The sequence below is a fragment of the Treponema peruense genome (assembly GCF_016117655.1).
Classification (GTDB): domain Bacteria; phylum Spirochaetota; class Spirochaetia; order Treponematales; family Treponemataceae; genus Treponema_D; species Treponema_D peruense.
The window spans coordinates 2639500-2658330 of record NZ_CP064936.1; the positions used below are offsets into that span (position 1 = coordinate 2639500).

At 37.3% G+C, this 18831-nt stretch carries 12 protein-coding genes and 1 CRISPR repeat array; of the genes, 4 read left to right on the forward strand and 8 right to left on the reverse strand.

Translation table 11 applies throughout. From position 1 onward, the window contains the following. Positions 1-43: 43 nt before the first annotated feature. Positions 44-2299 carry a patatin-like phospholipase family protein gene (locus IWA51_RS12185; RefSeq protein WP_198442596.1) on the reverse strand — a complete coding sequence of 752 codons (2256 nt, stop codon included), beginning with the start codon at positions 2297-2299 and terminating at the stop codon, positions 44-46. A 277-nt stretch (positions 2300-2576) separates the two neighbouring features. On the opposite strand from IWA51_RS12185, the gene IWA51_RS12190 reads away from it, so the two are divergent. After that, positions 2577-4367, forward strand: a complete 1791-nt coding sequence (locus IWA51_RS12190) for a glycoside hydrolase family 13 protein (RefSeq protein ID WP_198442597.1) — start codon at positions 2577-2579, stop codon at positions 4365-4367. A 169-nt stretch (positions 4368-4536) separates the two neighbouring features. After that, a CRISPR array of direct repeats spans positions 4537-5629; the repeat unit is 36 nt; unit sequence ATCTACAACAGTAGAAATTTTATTTGGGTTCTAAAC. A gap of 115 nt (positions 5630-5744) precedes the next feature. Here IWA51_RS12190 and cas2 read toward each other — a convergent pair. From cas2 to IWA51_RS12220, 6 genes are all read right to left on the reverse strand, one after another. Continuing rightward, positions 5745-6023, reverse strand: a complete 279-nt coding sequence (gene cas2, locus IWA51_RS12195; RefSeq protein ID WP_198442598.1) for a CRISPR-associated endonuclease Cas2 — start codon at positions 6021-6023, stop codon at positions 5745-5747. A gap of 67 nt (positions 6024-6090) precedes the next feature. Next, complete coding sequence (gene cas1, locus IWA51_RS12200; protein ID WP_198442599.1) at positions 6091-7092, reverse strand: type V CRISPR-associated endonuclease Cas1; 1002 nt, start codon at positions 7090-7092, stop codon at positions 6091-6093. Between the two features lie 12 nt (positions 7093-7104). Beyond that, positions 7105-7662, reverse strand: a complete 558-nt coding sequence (gene cas4 / locus IWA51_RS12205) for a type V CRISPR-associated protein Cas4 (protein WP_198442600.1) — start codon at positions 7660-7662, stop codon at positions 7105-7107. Between the two features lie 13 nt (positions 7663-7675). Then, a complete protein-coding gene (locus IWA51_RS12210) occupies positions 7676-8716 on the reverse strand; it encodes a virulence RhuM family protein (protein WP_198442601.1) in 1041 nt (346 codons plus the stop codon). An 87-nt stretch (positions 8717-8803) separates the two neighbouring features. Then, positions 8804-12808 (reverse strand): type V CRISPR-associated protein Cas12a/Cpf1, encoded by a 4005-nt coding sequence (gene cas12a, locus IWA51_RS12215; protein WP_198442602.1) that lies wholly within the window; start codon positions 12806-12808, stop codon positions 8804-8806. A 164-nt stretch (positions 12809-12972) separates the two neighbouring features. After that, on the reverse strand, positions 12973-14985 hold the full coding sequence (locus IWA51_RS12220; RefSeq protein ID WP_198442603.1) for a glycoside hydrolase family 31 protein: 2013 nt from the start codon (positions 14983-14985) through the stop codon (positions 12973-12975). A 57-nt stretch (positions 14986-15042) separates the two neighbouring features. On the opposite strand from IWA51_RS12220, the gene IWA51_RS12225 reads away from it, so the two are divergent. Together IWA51_RS12225 and IWA51_RS12230 are read left to right on the forward strand one after the other, a co-directional pair. After that, on the forward strand, positions 15043-16008 hold the full coding sequence (locus tag IWA51_RS12225; RefSeq protein ID WP_198442604.1) for an AraC family transcriptional regulator: 966 nt from the start codon (positions 15043-15045) through the stop codon (positions 16006-16008). A gap of 66 nt (positions 16009-16074) precedes the next feature. Further along, on the forward strand, positions 16075-17151 hold the full coding sequence (locus IWA51_RS12230; protein ID WP_198442605.1) for a M24 family metallopeptidase: 1077 nt from the start codon (positions 16075-16077) through the stop codon (positions 17149-17151). A 163-nt stretch (positions 17152-17314) separates the two neighbouring features. Here IWA51_RS12230 and IWA51_RS12235 read toward each other — a convergent pair whose 3' ends face one another. Beyond that, complete coding sequence (locus tag IWA51_RS12235) at positions 17315-18022, reverse strand: CatA-like O-acetyltransferase, family 3 (protein ID WP_198442606.1); 708 nt, start codon at positions 18020-18022, stop codon at positions 17315-17317. A gap of 42 nt (positions 18023-18064) precedes the next feature. Between IWA51_RS12235 and IWA51_RS12240 the strand changes: the two genes are divergently transcribed. After that, entirely contained in the window at positions 18065-18688 is a 624-nt protein-coding gene (locus IWA51_RS12240) for a GNAT family N-acetyltransferase (protein ID WP_198442607.1), read from the forward strand. Positions 18689-18831 lie beyond the last annotated feature (143 nt).

Genomic DNA, 18831 nt, shown 5'->3' on the forward strand with positions numbered 1-18831 from the left:
TGGTATTAAGAACATATAACCTAGAGTTTATATGTTCTTAAACCTACATAAACCCGACCATGAGACACCATTTGCCCTGCGTGTTCATGCTGCCGCCAACGATTAGATTTGCGCTGCCGGTTTTTAGTGCAAGATACGCACCTATTCCGAAGCATGACTGGGAATTTTTCCAGCCGCGGTCTTCTTTGTAGAAAACATCTGACGGCGGCTCTGTTTCTGTAAACGGATTGTATGCATCGCAGATTCCAGCTCTTGCATGAAGAAGTCCCACTACGGGAAAACCGCCTGCAGAAAACAGTTCCTGTTCAAAAGCAATTCCTGTCATAAAAAATTCGCGGCGGAAAGTTCCGTAAGAATAACCGCACATTCCGTTTATTCCGCCGAATTCAGCATAACCGCAGTTAAGTTCGTACGGAAAATTTATCCAGCCGGCCATTGCATCATAACCGAACGAAAGTTTGTCTTTGATTAAAGGAATTCTGTGCGAAAGGGATGCCTGCACTGCAAAAATCGGTGTTCCGCTCTGGTATTCCCCGGCTTTGAGGATTCCTTCTGCGCGAAAACCGCTGAATCCTGTTATGTCATAGTCCAGCGTATTGTAAACTGCATCGGCATAAAAATTCAGCATGTTGAAAATTCTGTAACCTGTACGGAGTCTGTCCATTTCATAAGCAATGCCTGTTCGCAAACTGATCATATCAAGATAACTGAATTTGATTCCGCAAGAAACATTTATTCCCCTGTCGTCATCTGTCGTTCTGTCGCGGTTGAGTCTATTTGTCTTTGGTCCAAGGCTTCCTATTTTTGCTCCGGTCTGAAGATCGAGCTTTAGTTTCATTTTTCCGACATCTTTAAGTTTTGGAGTGGCAGAATAATTTATGCCTATTGCTTCACCGACTGTCATTTCTGCACGCATTTCGAACGGCCTTACAAGAGAAACCCCAAAGTCAAAAACCGGATTCACAAGAAATTCCGCAGAACCATCGCGTTTTGCAATACACATGCTTGAAGATCCGCCTGCATAAATTTTACTCAGGTCGCGTCCGTAATGATTTGCATAAATGTTCATGTCGCAGCTGCCGTCTTTGTTTGCAACAAGTTCGTAATAAAGCGAAGAAAAATGATAAAGCTCACGAAAATCGTTCAGCCGTGAGTCAAGAATTTTTCTTTTGGCATCATCAAGCATCTGTCCTTCCAAATCACGAAATTCCTGTGCAGAAGGAACAGGTCCAGGTTCAAATACAGAAATGTCACGCACGCTTACTTTTCTTATAACAGGATAAGGCAGATTATCGTAAGCGCTTCTTCTGTCGGGATTAGGGTATGAAAGCTGAACTCCGGCCTCTTTTATTTTTGCAGCAATTTCTTTTATTGCACCGCGGTTTTGTTCAACACATTTTTCTCCTGCCTGAATAATTTTTTTTGCACGGTAAAATTCCAGCATGCTGAATTCATTTAATTCAGGCTTTAGTACAATGTCTGCAAATTTATACTGGTCTATTGAATTGGAAGAAATTACAAGATTGAATATCTGAACAACGACAGAAGACAAATCTCTTAATGAAGCCGGATCATTATGCACCGAACCCATTACATCCATCGCGATAATTACATCGGCACCCATTTCTTTTGCCAGCTTAATTGGAATGTTGTCTACAAGACCGCCGTCCATTGCGTATGTTCCGTCACTGTTGCGGGCCGGCGTAAATATTGCAGGAAGAGAAATGCTTGCCCTTACTGCAGAAAGTATTGAGCCGCTGCTGTAGACTATGGGCTGCCCTGTAGCAACATTTGTTGCGACTGCCCTGAAAGATTTGTCCAGTTTGTCAAAGTCGTCTACGGCCATTACTTTTGAAAGATAGCCGGCCAGTTCAAGAAGAATATTCTGGTCTCCTATAAGCCCCGGAGCACTGCCGATTCCGCTGCGGTTAAAGGCTATGTCAAAATATGAGTCGCGGCGGTTTTTGAACGGCTGGGGCGAAAGTTTCAAAAGAGTTGCCGGCCTTTCGTTGAGGATTTCTATAAAATCAATTTCTGTCATTATAGTGCGGATCTGTTTTGGACTGTAGCCGGCGCAATAAAGCGAACCTATCAAAGCGCCCATGCTTGTTCCCAAAACGATGTCGGGCTTTATGCCTTCTTCTTCGAGAGCTTCAAGCAGCGGAATTTCTGCCAGCCCTTTTGCACCACCGCCACTTAATACCAGCGCTACTTTTGGTGCGCCGTAAGCAGACCATGCACTTGTGTTAAATAATAAAACTGCAGCCAGTAAAAGTGATTTTATTCTTGCATTTTCCATTCCTTAATTATAACGGTATTGGACAGGTTGTTCTATATTTTGCGCTTGTGAGGGAAAAATACCGGCATCATGGAAAAAAAATCTCCCTGGTTTTGTTTAATAATTTAGTTCCCCCAATTTTTTTCCCTCCCCCATCATCTGCAAAATTAACCCAACATTAATACTTTTTTTATATTTTTTTATGAATTTACTATTACATCAATTTAAAAAAAGGATATATAATTATATTTTGTAGGCAATCATTAGAACTATACAAGGATTGCCTTGCGAGGTTTTTATGAATTACGGCGCTGTTGAACACCATGCTTATGATACTTACTGCTACCCTGTTAACAAAGATGAACTTAAAATCAACATAAAAACAGGAAAAGACATTACCCAGGTTTTTTTAATTTACGGAGACCCTTTTTGCACAGAAAAAGTTGACGGCAAATGGAAGTGGAGCAGTACACGTCTTGAACTGACAGAACGTGCAGAAATGCAGAGTCATTACTGGTGGCAAACGACAGTTGTTCCGCCGTTTAAAAGATGCAAATATTTTTTTGAACTCCGATGCGGTGACGAAACAAAACTTTATTTTGAAGACGGCTTCTTTACTCCCGAAGAAGTTGAACAGAATGCAGACAGCCATGTTCTGTTTATTTTTCCGTGGATGAATCCTGTTGACATATGCACTCACCCGAAGTGGGCCGAACAGACTGTCTGGTACCAGATTTTTCCTGCAAGATTCTGTCACGGAGAAAACCCGGCTTATACAAAAGAAATTCTTCCGTGGGCGGGACCTGACAAAGCTGTAGACAACAGTGAACAGTACGGAGGAAACATTCAGGGTATTATTGACAGGCTCGACTATCTTGAACAACTCGGAATAAACGGCCTTTACCTTAATCCAATAAATCTTGCAACTTCACAGCATAAGTATGACACGACCGACTATCTTGAAATTGATCCTGAATTCGGTACGAAGGAAAAACTTTGTGAACTTGTAAAAAAGGCACACTCACGCGGAATGCGTGTTATGCTGGACGGCGTATTCAACCATTCGGGATGGTTTTTCTTTGCATGGCAGGACGTTATAAAAAACCGCGAAAATTCAAAATACGCTGACTGGTATATGGTAAATGATTTTTCGTTCAAGGACAGACCGTGTGACAATTCCGCAAAGGGAAAATATTTTGCATTTGCCTTTGCCGACCCTATGCCAAAGCTCAATACAAATAATCCGCAAGTTCGCGATTATATCTGCAAAGTCTGCGAAACCTGGGTTAAAGAATACGACATTGATGCAATAAGACTTGATGTTGCAAATGAGATTTCGCATGTTCTGTGCAATGAGCTTCGTACAAGAATGCATGCACTTAAGGATGATTTTTTTATTGTCGGCGAAATATGGAATCATGCAATGCCGTGGCTGAGGGGCGACCAGTTTGACAGTGTAATAAACTACCCGCTCAGAACAGCAATTATGGATTTTGCACTCATTCCCGGAACGACAACCCGTGTTCTTGAACAGCAGATTAACCACTGCCTTCACATGTACTACAGCCAGACAGAGCGTGTTCTTTTGAACCAGCTGGACAGCCACGATACGGTTCGTCTTGTTACAAAAACCGGCGACAAAGATCTGACTATGCTTCAGTTTGCGCTTTTGTTCATGTTCCCGGGTTCTACCTGCATTTATTACGGAACAGAAGTTCTTCTTGAAGGAGAACACGATCCTGACTGCAGAAGGTGTATGCCCTGGGACGGAATTGAGGCGGGCACTTACAAAGAAGAACTTTCGTTTATGAAGGGCCTTATTTCTTTAAGAAGAAAGCACCCCGCCATTACAGCAAACAAAACTGAATTTGTGTACAAAGATGAAGACAGCGCAAATGCCGGAGAGTCACGCGTTGTAAGAATTATAAAAACTGATGAAACAACAGGTGAACGCGTAGCCGGAATCTTTAACTTTGGAAACAAAGCGTGCGCGGCTTCACTTTCACAAAAAGACACGGTTCTGAGCAAACGGTACTTTAACGGCGCAAGTGTCGAAGCAAAGGGCTTTGTTATTTACACGATGGAGTAAGCAGTATAAGAGCGGGCTTTTTTCGGGAAGCTCGTTCTTATACTAACGAAGCAGAAGAATACCGGTCATAATATTATTCATTGAGTTCAGAATAAATATCATTACGCGTTTTTTTGGCGTTTTGTAATATTGACATTATTTGTTTGTTCAGTCTTACGGTTTTTACTGAATCTACAACAGTAGAAATTTTATTTGGGTTCTAAACTCTGAATAACAGAGATAACAGGTTCGCATCTACAACAGTAGAAATTTCATTTGGGTTCTAAACGCTGGTCATGGAATGGGTGTTTCTCGATCTACAACAGTAGAAATTTTATTTGGGTTCTAAACCAATTCACCTCTGCCACTGAAATCAACAATCTACAACAGTAGAAATTTTATTTGGGTTCTAAACTTATTTTGTACTCTTCTGCACCTTCATCTACAACAGTAGAAATTTTATTTGGGTTCTAAACGTTTTTCCATCATTACCAAAACTCCAGATCTACAACAGTAGAAATTTTATTTGGGTTCTAAACCCCCAACGAACACAAAAAGTTAACAATCTACAACAGTAGAAATTTTATTTGGGTTCTAAACTGCTAATACACCCGAACATTGTTTCATTATCTACAACAGTAGAAATTTTATTTGGGTTCTAAACTTAGACATGACTGAACAATCGCAGTAATCTACAACAGTAGAAATTTTATTTGGGTTCTAAACGATTTAACGACCTTCTTTATATCCAATCTACAACAGTAGAAATTTTATTTGGGTTCTAAACTCAACTGCACCACCTACCGCTCCAAATCTACAACAGTAGAAATTTTATTTGGGTTCTAAACGCGCTGCGTGTTGCTTTCGCTTCAAGATCTACAACAGTAGAAATTTTATTTGGGTTCTAAACCAAAATCTGTGTCTTTAGTAGCATACTATCTACAACAGTAGAAATTTTATTTGGGTTCTAAACGATCAGAGCTATTTTGGCCGTTTACTGATCTACAACAGTAGAAATTTTATTTGGGTTCTAAACTCTGCATATTCAGATAAGAACAATTATCTACAACAGTAGAAATTTTATTTGGGTTCTAAACAGCATATACAGAGGCGTCAATACTTGATCTACAACAGTAGAAATTTTATTTGGGTTCTAAACCAAGCGCAGAATCTGAACTGCTTGCAATCTACAACAGTAGAAATTTTATTTGGGTTCTAAACCATCGAGATTTCAATAACGGATCACGATCTACAACAGTAGAAATTTTATTTGGGTTCTAAACTCTAGTCTTTGTACAACAGTACTGTTTAGAACGGTTTTTCGCATATATTACCGAGAAAAACAACAAATTTATTACTGATTCCGGTAAAAACTCCAGTAAGACCTGGGGTCTGCAATTATGATGAAACCAAGATGAAATCTTCGGAATTATTTTTTGCATATCCATACGAAATTTTCTCACATGTTTCACTCAACTTAAATATAACAATACTATCCTCTTCTGTAAAGGTCTTTTCATATACATTTGCAATTTCATTCATAATGATTTTTAAAATATGTTCTGAATTATGAATTTCAAATACTGAATACTGTAATCTAAATCCAAACTTTTGCAAAAACTTTGAAAACCGTGTACGGACTTTATCATCTGCAATATCATAACTGACAATCAACATTTTCTTCTCCTTTTTTCGCCATGGATGGGCGGTCTAATCGCAGTTTTTCAGAGAAAACCTGCATAAGTTAGTTTGCCACGGAAGGAAAACTAACGACTTTCTTTCCTTCAAATAAAAAAACAGGATATTCTTCCACAGGTTTATTCCTCATAAAAGAGCGGTAATAGGTTTGAATATATAAAAAAATCTCATTTTTTCTTTCAAGCAAAGCATGAATAAAAATAGTTATGTAAGGTGCGGCCTTCTTTCCCCCAATCATCCACTGATTCTGTGATTTAAAGAAATCTTTTTCATTACATTGTCCAAGATTTAAGGCTTTAATTAACGCATTATCAATTATTGCACGAAACGGTTCGACCATATCACATACCAGAGACTTTCTGTTAAAGAACTCACGGTGTAAAATTCCAACATAAGTATCAAATCCGTACATTTCCAAAAGACCATCAATCAAATTAAATAAAAGAGAATATCCAATATCTAAAAGACAATTTATCATATCCTGCTTTACTCGGGGGCGTCTTGCTTTCCAGTCATAGTCTTTAAATAACTGCCCAAAATAAATTCTGGCAGAAGTACCTTCCAACCCCATTATTTCTTCAAGTTTTAAATCAGGTAAAAGAACTTTTTTCTCATTTACTTCAAGTGTAGCTATCACTTTTTTCAGCTCAGAAGATTTTTCCCGTATTTTTTTTAGTACAGCATTCTGATTATGTATTTTATTTGAAATAATATGGGCACCAAGTTCAAACGATTGATATTCATATTGTTTTCTACGAAGAATTACATTTCCTTCTGCTCTTGCTGGCAACATAGCATACGGTCGCAAAGTGTAAGACATAAAAATTATTGAAAAACAGAATTTTTTTGCACGTTCCAAAAGTCCGCTTGTAACACAAATATGACCTGAAACAAACAGCGCAAAAAGAAGATAGCAGGTTGACTGGTGTTTTATCTTACCTTCTTTATTCAGAATAATAATATTGTCATTTTTAAAACTGACTTTTTCACCCTCTTCCAGCAATACAAACAAAATCTGCTTATGCTCAAAATCTTTTGTACTAATCATAAACGCAACTCCTTATGCAAGCGGTCTGTCACAAAAATTACTGTAAATGCAAAAAGCGCATTTCTTTTCATTCTGCGGAATAAAGTCGTCAGGATTAAAATTCTGTATTTCTTTTATTGTTTCCTTAAATTTCGCAAACATTTGAGGATTTTTTTCTGGAAGTTCAACAGGATACACTTTGTTGTCATCGCTGGAATAAAAGCGAATTTGCTTTACATTGTACCCCATCTCGCGCAAACAAAAATATTGCGCATAAAGCTGAAAAACGTAACCGTCATAAATTGTTTTGATTGATTTTTTACGTTCTGTTAGCAATCCCTTATCAATATCAAAGATATCAATCTTACCGCAAAGTTTGTATTCATCAGAATATACATCGATTGCCTGCAGAATATTTTTGTGGGTGGAATACCGCTTTTCGTCTACAGCCTCATGTACCGCCCGGCCATTCATCTGCACATCATCGTAATAAAGTCGCTCAGAAAGTCCCCCGTACAGCTGATGAAAATAAATGGAAAGCGGACAAAAAATAAAATCGTTCAGGTAAGTTATGCGTAAGTAGGATTCCAATACAACCTCCCGGTTAAGATTGTTTCTTTATTGTTTTCTTTGGGGCTTCCAACTTCTCCAGTTTACCAATTGATTCTAAAAAATCTTTTTCAACTGGAGATGCTTCAATTTCAAGGCGCTTCTGATATTTTTTATATTCTTGATGAGCTTTTTCGATAGCCTGACCATGAGAAACTTTTCCACTTGTAGAAAGAATCTCTTTTCGCGTCATTTTCAAATAATCGTCAATTGTTACAAGCCAGTCTTTCATGTACATAGGCTCCTGATTCAAAGCCATAACTTCTGCAATATCCAGGTATGCAGTAACAATCTTATTCAAAGCATCAAGTTCTGGTTCGGAAAGATAGTTCTTTGCAATCTCTGTATCACTCTGCTTTATGTGAGTTCCGCTCCATGATGTAAGCCCCATATTCTGTTGTTCACCATCTGCACGCTGATAAATGATTTCTGCCGCAGTGTGTTTGTGAGCTGCCCAATGCATTTTGTTTTGCACCTGCTTAAAAAAAGTTTGTGAAAGTTCAGATTTAGGGTTGTAATCAATGCTTGTTGAATAAATATCAAGGACTTTGCGCCAAAAAACTTTTTCGGAAGAACGAATATCGCGAATACGCGCAAGAAGTTCTTCAAAATAGTTCCCTCCGCCCAAATTTTTGAGCCGTTCATCATCCATGGCAAAACCTTTTTTCATATATTCTTTTAATATGTTTGTGGCCCATATTCTGAATTGAGTGCCACGCAAGGAATTAACCCTGTAACCAACAGAAATAATCATATCCAGATTATAAAAGTCCACATTATAATTTTTGCCATCTTTGGCAGTGTAGGCAAAATTTGCCCATACTGAGTTCTTATCCAGTTCACCTTCTTTTAACACATTACGAATATGTTTTCCGATAACGCTTCTGTCTCGACCAAAGAGTTCTGCCATCTGATCAATAGAAAGCCAAACTGTATCATTATCAAAAGTAACTTCTATTTTTGTTACACCATCAGAAGTGGTGTACATGAGAATTTTTGATTTATTTTGAGAAGGTGTAATTTCTGATTTCTGCATACATATCTCCATTTAATTATAAGTAATATCCCACACAAGCGGAACATGATCGCTGTATTGTTTCCATATTCCGCCGTTTCTTTTCGTTTATTTGTTATATTCATTTTCCTGTGCAAAACGGAACCAGTCGGCATTGGAAATTTTCATATCTACCTTTTTCAACTGGTCTTCAGGAGTTTTGTCAAAAGCTTTTAGCAAATACAAACCTTTTAACGCAATATGATATGCACCGTTTGCATCTGCATCTTTTGGAAGTTTTGCATTATTGCCTAGCTTTTCCTGCTCGCGACTGTCAAAGAAATTGGCGCTTTCTGACATAACCGGAGAAATAATATAATCATCACCAGTTTTTGCGTCGCTGTTACGCATCTGCAAAACCAGTTTGAATAATACAAGCAGTTTATCCCAGAAATCTGCAATTTCTTTTGCAGGTTTTTCGCCAGCTTTTAAAGCTGCTCCAACTTCCAAAATTGAATCAAGAATATTGTTGCCATTCTGATAATCAAATTCTCTAAAAAGAGTTTTGAATTCTTCTGTAAGGTTTTCGATATGCTTAGAAGCTTTTCCTTTTCCGCAGAATTGAATACGCTTTCCATTTGAATAAACAGTCCACTTTGTTCTGCTCATTTCTTGAGCGTCTTTCCTGTTGAAATTCTTGTAATCAAAAGTAAAAGCAAACATCTGTTTTTCTTCATCAAAGCAAATGCTGTCAAACTTAGCAAAGAAATCTCGCTTTTTCTGAACATTTGTAAGGTTTGTCATATCAAGAAGATTTGCAAAACCTGTAGCTGGATCAATTTTTGAAGTATAGCCTGCCGGAACATAGAACAGAAAACCGCTCTGTTTTCCTAAATCTTTAAAAGCTTCCAATTTGTCTGTTAGTTGATACGCATTTAGAACTCCACCTGGTTCAGTTACTTTTCTATCTTTGAAAACTAGATAATTAAGTTTATCAATAAACATGTGTTCAAATTTCTGATATACTTGTCTCTCAACTGCAAAACGTCCTCGTTTAAAACCGAAGTTCAAATCTTCCATTACCACAATTGCGTTATTATCTACCATAAGTGTTGCAATCTCATGTACAACAGCAGAAAGATAACCTTCTTTTAGTTCTTTTATATTGCCGATTGTCTGCCAGTTTTTTCGTGCCTTATCACGGTCGCCTTCTTTTTGTACAAGTTTCCCTTGATAATCAATTAAACGTTTTTGTTGTTCCACAAGATTCAATGTCTTCTGTAGTTCAATCTCACCTTTCTGATTAATTAATGATAAATAAATTAAGTTTCGTTCTCCACGGTCAAGACCAATTATCTTAATTTCCGAGTTATTTTTTATTTTTTCTAAAACCCTGTCATTAAATTTTTTTCCTGTTATTTCTTGTGCTTTAAAATTCAAAGATATTGGGCAATGAAATAAATATGTATCCTGTGTAAAATGTCTATCCTTTATAATTCTGTGAGGAGCAGCTCTATATTTTACCTTTCCAGAAGATAAAAGCTCTTGTGCTTCATCAGAAATTGTATCAGTCTTTCCATTTAATTTTTGATAGATCTCCTGGTAGATTTCTTCTGGAATAGTTTCATAGATTTCTTTGTTGCCTTTAACTTCTTTCAGATATGTTCTGTTGACAATAAAAGAATTCTTTTCGTGTATTGTAGCATTTTCCTCTTCCAAACTCTTTGGTCTAAAGAATAACTCGGCTCCTCCGCTTAATTGTAAAACGACATCATCAAGATTTTCTTTACTGAAAAGATTTTCCCAATAAAGAGTATGCATATTTTTTCTTCCTGTAGAACCATTTCCTCCGTCTTTACCAGTTGAAAAGTCTTTATTATAAATTTGGAACAAAAAGAGTTTTCCTTCATCTACAAGAGTCATCAGATTATCAAAATTAATACGTTCTGTTTTAAGTTGATAACATGACCTCATTGTATCAGCGTAGAATTCAGAAATATCTGCATAATCTTTAGTTTCTTTCCAGCAAAAATTGTAATGTTTGTATGAATCGTGTCGTGAGAATCCTAATTTAAAATAGTCAATCAATTTAATAAGAGATTTCTTGTACACTTCAAGATTCTTCTCTCGATATTCGGTTTTAAATAAACCTTTGTCATAAATATCTATAACTGATTCTATCGGTAAGTCATATGTACTTACAGCAGGTGCATAAGCAGTTCCTTTTGATCGAATAAACAGTCTTGGTGTATTTTTATTATCAGGTTTTTGGAAATCATAAACAATTTTTTCTATCATAGTATTTCCATTTTGATAAATAGAATCTATGTCAGTTTTATCTAGTTTTTTATTAATAATTCCAAGATAAAAACAAGAATCAGATTTAAAAATGTGAGCCGCTTTACTTCCATAATCAGTTCCCCAACCAGAAAGCAGAGAACTGCAATCAAAATTAAGTTTTATTTTTTTAATTTCGCCAACTTTCTTTGTAACAAAATTTCGTGTTTTATTGTAAAGAGACATTATTTCACTCAAGATTTGCAAATATTCATCATAAGAAGAATAGAACATCTCGTCTTTTAAAGCATCACCTTTGTAGTCAACAAGTTTTAAATAATGAAAAAGATTTTGTACAGCGTCTAAATACTCTTTTATTGGAATTGAAGCATTTTTTTCTTGTTGCAAGTCCTTGATATTATCAAAGTCAATTCTGATATACGTGCTTTTCACATCTTCAATTAAATTTGAAACAACTTTCTCATAAGTTCCGTCTGGCTTCTTTTGTTGTCGTATTTCGTTTAAATTGAAATATGAATTGATGCTAATTCTTTTATTAAACTCAATATTATTTTTATCAGCCCAAATATCATAAGCAGACTGCAAATCAATTAGTGAATAATCATTTTTAGCAATTTTCTTTGTAAGATCCTCTAATTTCTTTTCAGATAAAGTTTTTTCTCCTTTCTCTTTTTCAAATATACACTCCGAAAGCAAAGACCAGTTACCATACACTGACTGAGAAAATGCAGTTAACGATTTTGCAGGAACAAATATTTTTTCAAGATTATATGCATTATGCTGTTTATATAAATCTGCAATTTTATCAATAATACTAGAAATGCATTTTGCATTAAAAGCTTGAACAGCCAAATATACTTCTTTACTGTCATTAAAAACTTCTGGAATAAATGATACTTTTTCTTTATCGCTTAAAATCTGTTTGTAAAGAAAAGTCATTCTTTGTTTAAGCTCATTTTTTCTTTCAGGAGGCAAACCTTGACGTAAAAGGTTTATGGCTTCATTTATTCCCTGTTTTCTTGGAATACCTTCTTTTTCAGGGATTCCTCCAATAATTATGTTATAGAAATCTATCCCTTTCTGTGAAAGTACATTATTAAAACCATTTATAGTGAATATGTCTTTTAATTTTTTTCCACTCAAGTCATTTTTCAACTGGTTTTCAGTATCATCGATAATTTTAGGAAAGTTTTTTGATAGATACTCAAAAACCTTTATATTGGCAACATATTTTGGAAAGTTTTCATTCACAATACGGTTACTTATTGCAGTACTTTTATCTTCTGCACTATAAATAGTTTTTCTGTTTTCATGGAAATTAGTAAAATATGTGCAAAACTGGTGGAACTTAGCAAGGGCCTCTTCTTTTTGTGTAATTATTCCAGAAGTGTCTTTCTTGATTGCTTCAGGAAGAAGATCTTCTATTAATTCCTTTTTGAATAGTTTTTCATATACAGGGTCTTTATTATCCTTATCGCCTGTAAATAACTGTACGATCTTCTTACGCATTTCCTTTTGCTGAGCTTCAAGGACTTTTTTACATTTAGCTTTCAATAATTTATCTTTTTGATTTTTTTGATATTCATTCAAAGCATTAAAAAGATTTGTCCAATCTAAAGATACTTTATCTAGTCTTTCAGCAATAAAGCTTCGATGAAAATCATCAATCAAGTTCTTAACTTCCACATAGGCTGCAGCTCTTCCATAGTCATTTTCCATCAAATGATATTCTTTTATTTTGTCTTCTGTCTTTCCAACAGGAATCAACTTATTACGCAAAGTCTTTGACAGGGAATATCCGTTTTTCTGTCCGCAAAATTCATCAATTGTTCTCATAACTGCTCCCGTTTATTAGTTTTCATCAAATTACATCTAATATATACTGAATCCAGTATAACACTATATTAGTATGATATCACCAAAATTAAATAAAAAAGCACCCCTAAAATTGAACTGGTATCCAACTTCAGGGGTGCTTCTCATTTTTTCTGCCTACTTCTTTACTTTATCTCACGCATTCCTTCGTTAAGATTTATTTTGCGGCTGTAACCGTCGTCGGTGTACAATTCGCAGGATTTTGCGTCTCCTACAAGATATGCGCTGTTCATGTCTATCTGTTCGCTGCTGAGTGCACTCTTAAAGAGCGGCACGGCGCGACCTTTTTTTACAAAGAACACAACTGTTTCGAGCGGAATCTCTACAAAGTGGTCACCGGCGCTCATTGGTTTTTGTTCGGCACGGCTGTCTGACCACGTTACCATTGTCATGTCTTCGGGAAGATATACGTAGCGGCCTTCTGCATTCTGTGTGTAGACAGGTGCAAGAAGAATATCACTTCCTACCATAAGTTCATCTTCTGTACAAACTGCGCGCCTGTCATTCGGATAGTCAAACGCAAGCGGCCTTATGTAACTGTCACCGTTAACAGCTGCCTTTACAAACTCACTGTAAATGTAAGGAAGAAGTGCATATCTCAAATCAATTATGCTTTTGAATTCCTCGGGATTTTTAAAGCTGTAACATTCCTGAAGGCGTGTGTTCCATGCAGAATGGTTTCTCATAAGAGGCGTAAAGTCACCAAGAGCAAGCCATCTCATAAGAAGATCGCGCGAAGTACTGTCACCAAAACCGCCAATGTCTGCCCCGGAATAAAGGAAGCCGCACATGTTCACTCCAGGAAGCATTTTTATTTCCTGCAGAAGATGCGACCAGGTAGAAGCATTGTCACCTGTCCATATTCCGCCGTAACGGTGTGCTCCTATTGCAGACGCGCGTGAATAAATGAGCATGCGCTTGTCCGGACTGATTTTTTCAAGTCCTTCACCTGCAGCACGCGTCATCCACGCTCCGTAAAGATTGTGTATCTTGTCGTGGCGGATTTTTTCGTCCGGGTTTGAAGAGCCGGGCACTCTGTGATAAAAGCGCTTGTAGTCTTCGAGCTGGTTGAATGTACTTCCCGAAATTGGTGTAAATTCAAAGAAAGTCTGAATATCAAGATTCTTTCCCTTGTAGCTTTCGAGTTTGTCAAACGCTTCTTTAAGGCTGTCGTCTGAATAGAACATGGCAGGTTCATTCATGTCGTTCCAGAAACCTTCAATTCCCTGATCTGTAAGAATTTTATATTTTGAACCGAACCATTCGCGTGCCTGTGGATTAAAAAAGTCCGTAAAGTGCGAACGTCCCGGCCATACACCTGCTGCATAAGGCGTACCGTCTTCTTTTGTTGCAAAGTATCCGTTTTTTACGCCTTCTTCATAAACATCATAACCTTCCTTAACCTTAACTCCGGCGTCAATAATCGGAATAAGATGCATTCCGTCTTTTTTAAGCTCAGCCGACAATCCCTTAAGGTCAGAAAATTTTTCTTTGTCTACAGTAAAGTCCATGTAGTCGGTCATGTAATCTATGTCGAGTACAACACTGTCCAGCGGAATATTCAGCTCGCGGTACTTTCTGACAACTTCGCGAACATCGGCTTCGGTCTTGTACCCCCAGCGGCTCTGCTGGTAACCGAATGCCCATCTTGGCGGAATATAACTCTGGCCTATAAGCGCGCGGAACTGTCTTGTTATATCAGTAAGCACATTTTTTGCATTGTCTGACGGAAAAATAACGTAGACTTCAACACCGGTATCTTCTGTTTTAACAGTCATTACATCCTGATCTGTCCAGCCAATGTCAAATTCAATTCTTGAAGCTGTGTCAAAGAAGATTCCGAACGGATTTTTTCCGAACACGAGCAGAAAGTTGTGGGCACCGTACATTGATGGTGTATTTTCACTCTGATTGGGACAATCCAGACACCAGCTTACATACTTAAAGCCACGCTTGTTCATTCCGCGTACACTTTCGCCCAGACCAAACACGATATCTGTTTTTTCCAGATTATAGTTCCACGTGAACGGCCATTCAGACTCAATTTTTCCTACGGGGAACTCCGACTTGCACAGAGAAAACTTCTCGACCACGGCTCCGGTAAAAACAGGTGCTCCAAAAGAAAATTTATTCGTCATAAATAAGATTATATTCTTGAAAATCCCTTTTGAATAGTGCTATAATTATCTCAAAATATGACGAAAGTATTTTATGAGCAGAAAGCAGACATTCCAAAAACTGACTCTTCAAAGCCGGTTAGAGAAACCCAGCAGAGAGGAACAATTGTTTTTCCGCTCCAGTACAACCTGTGCAATACAGAAAATCCTTCCTACGACCTTTGGATGCACTGGCACACCGAATTCGAGATTATCCACATAATTTCGGGAACATACAACATCTCGCTTGAAAACCACGACTTTCACCTTTCAAAGGGTGACCTGTGTATTATTCCGGGCAAGATGATTCACGGCGATGCACCTGTCAAAGGTTCCAGTCTTTACGAGTCCATTGTTTTTGACATTGAACTTCTGCGTCTGCACAGTTTTAGCCCAGATCTTTTTATAAACGATATTCTCAACGGAAACACGATTCTTGAAAATCAGATTAAATTCGAAAAAGACAGTGACTTTGCCCAGACTACAGACATTCTTTTTTCTGTACTCAAAGGAAAACCAAACGGTTACGATATAATTTCTGCCGGCCTGCTTATGGTTTTGTTCGGGCTTATAAAAAAACACGGACTTTATACCGAAAAACGCATAATGCCTGCACACAAAAGGGTACGTTCCGAACAGCTGGATCTGGTGCTTAATTTAATCAGAAAGAATTACGACCAGAACCTTACACTCGAAGAAATGAGTAAAATTGCCGGACTTTCGCCCAAGTACTTCTGCAGAATATTTCGTGAGATGACAGAGCGTTCACCCATTGAATACCTTAACTGGTTTCGGGTGAACAGAGCCTGCGCACTTCTTAGAGAAACGAATGACAAACTTCCGGACATTGCCTTTAACTGCGGATTCAACGATTTTTCGTATTTTATAAAAACATTCCGCCGTTACAAGGGAATGACGCCGCTTAAATACAGAAATTTTGACCCGCTCAGAGACAAAAATTCTGCTGTGGAACTTAAAGATGATGATTCGCAGTTTGAAGAGTAGTTTCTGCGGAGAATTAAATTTCTTTTATTGAAAATTGTCGCTCCAGGTTGTAAAATAAGATTAGTTATGAATATTATTTTTAAAAACAGACAGTCAAAAATTTTCTCAGAAATGTCACAGCGCAAAATTGATGCGCTTCTTGTAAGTGACCCGCTGAGTATTTTTTATTTTACAGGAATTCATGTTAACCCCATGGAGCGTCTTTTTGCACTTTACTTTGAAAAGGGAGAAACTGTTCTTTTTGCAAACACGCTGTTTTGTATTAAAAATGCAGAATGTAGCGTTGTTTTGTATTCAGACGGAATAAATACTGCTGATTTTTTAACCGCTCATATTCTTAAGCAAGGTACACTGGGAATAGACGGCATGTGGCCTGCACGCTTTCTTATTCCACTTATGAAAAAAAATCCTGCTGTTAACTTTGTGTGTGGTTCTGAATGTGTTGATTCTCTTAGGGGCTGCAAAGATGCACAGGAAATTTCTCTTATGAAAACCGCCGCCGCTATTGCAGACGACTGTCTGCAGAAGGCATTTAACTTTATTCACGATGGCGTTACCGAAAAGGAAGTTGCGTCTTATATTGATTCACTGTTTGCAAAAGCCGGTGCAGAGCCTTCTTTTGAGACAATTGTTTCTTTTGGAAAAAACGCGGCGGCCCCGCATCATGTTCCAGACGGGACAAAGCCTTCACGCGGGGATGTTGTTCTAATTGATCTTGGCTGCAAAAAAAACGGTTACTGTTCTGACATGACGCGCACTTCATTTTTCTTAACGGCACCAAAGGAAGTGGCACAGATTCATGATATTGTACGCCGCGCAAACGAATATGCAAAAAGCATTATAAAACCGGGTGTTGCCCTAAAAGACATTGACAGTGCCGCACGCAATCTTATAGAAGAAGCCGGTTACGGTAAGAATTTTACGCACAGGCTTGGACATTTTTGCGGAATGGCAGACCACGAAGCAGGAGATGTAAGCCAGAGTTCAACTCTTACCGCGCGAGAAGGAATGATTTTTTCTATAGAACCGGGCATTTATATAGAAGGCAAAGCCGGAATAAGAATAGAAGACCTTGTGCTTGTAACAAAAGACGGTTGCGAAAGCCTTAACAAACTGGACTCCCACTGGCACATCCTGGGCTAGAACGCAAATTTGGAGTACAAAATTAATTTTTTAGTTTAAATGGAAGAAGCAAAAAAAATCAGCCGTGATCCAAATGTAAAGTTATATACATCAGGTTTTTGCATTGTAGCTCGGACATTTAAGGCAGTCATCGCCGCAAAGTGTTATTTTTGTTTTGTTCATTTTATTCCCTTGTCAGATTTTCACATTCTTTTCTTACAAGTTCAAATACTTTTGCAACCTGGTAGCCGTCGGCGATTGCGTGATTCATTCTGACTGTTAACGGCATCATAAGGCGAATACGTGGTTCTTCTGTTTTTGGGTCAACGACATATTCTTTTTTAAAGCGGCCCCAGTTTATAATCGGCATAAAATACAAGTATCCGTCGGGAAGTTCAATATTCAGGCTGTCATAATTTTCCCAACTGATGTAAGATGCGTCGAACCAGTTTGGATGAGTTGCGCTTTCGTTCACATAAGTGCGCCTTTCTTTTGCTTCCTGAATATCTTTTGTAATTCCGTCATAAAATTTTTTATAATCAGAAAAATATTCTGAATAAACCGGCGTGCAGATTTCTTTTTCTTCAAAAAAAATGTAGTGGCAAGGATTAACTTTTTCCCAGCAAACAAGTTCTTTTGTCAGCCAGCGGTATTCCATTTTGTAGTCGTCGCGGCTGTTTAAAACTTTTGAAAGAACGTACAAAAAATTTATGTAAAATTTTGTTCCGCATTTTTTTGACCAGTTGAATAAATCTGTTACGTCAATTTTGCTTGTCATGCTGAGTGAACATTTTGGGCCTTCTGAAAAATTTGTAAAACTTCCTTTGCGGTAATATGTTTCCAGATTAATTTTTTTATAAGATTCGCTTTCTGGTGTATTTTCTTTTTTCATAATTTTATTATATTCTAATTTTGGGAGTTATTAAATAAAAAAATGAATACCGATTTTATTATTAGAAACGAAACTGAATCTGACTTTCACGCAACGGAGGATCTTGTAAGAAATTCTTTCTGGAATGTTTACAAGCCAGGCTGCAGCGAGCATTTTGTTTTGCACGAACTTAGAAATAGTAAAAATTTTGTTCCTGAATTGGATTTTGTAATGGAAAAAGATTCCAAATTAATTGGGCAGATTGTTTTTGTAAAAGCCAAAATATTTTGCGACGATGGAACAGAACTTCCTGTTATGACTTTTGGTCCGCTCGGAATTGCCCCTGATTTTAAACGAAAAGGCTATGGAAAAAAACTTTTGGATTATGCTGTTGAAAAAGCCCGTGAACTCGGTTGTGGAGCTTTGTTCATAGAAGGAAATATTGAATTTTACGGAAAAAGCGGATTTGTTGAATCAAAGTCAAAAAATATTTTCTATAACGATGAACCTCGCCAAAATGAAATTCCGTATTTTTTATGCAAAGAACTAATCCCGGATTTTTTAAAAGGTAAAACCGGAACATACAGAACTCCAAGTGAATATTTTGTTTCAGATGAACAGGTAGAAGAATTTGATAAAATTTTTGAACCAAAAGAAAAACTAAAACTTCCAGGTCAGTTGTTTTAATATAGCGGTGGGGTTAATGGGATTTTTACTGTCAGTGGCAATAAGTTTATTAAATTAATTTTTTGTAAGACTGGACTTATCACGGTAGGAAATTATACAGAGAAAGTCGCCTTCAAATCACCACGGAATAAAAAATTCGCGAC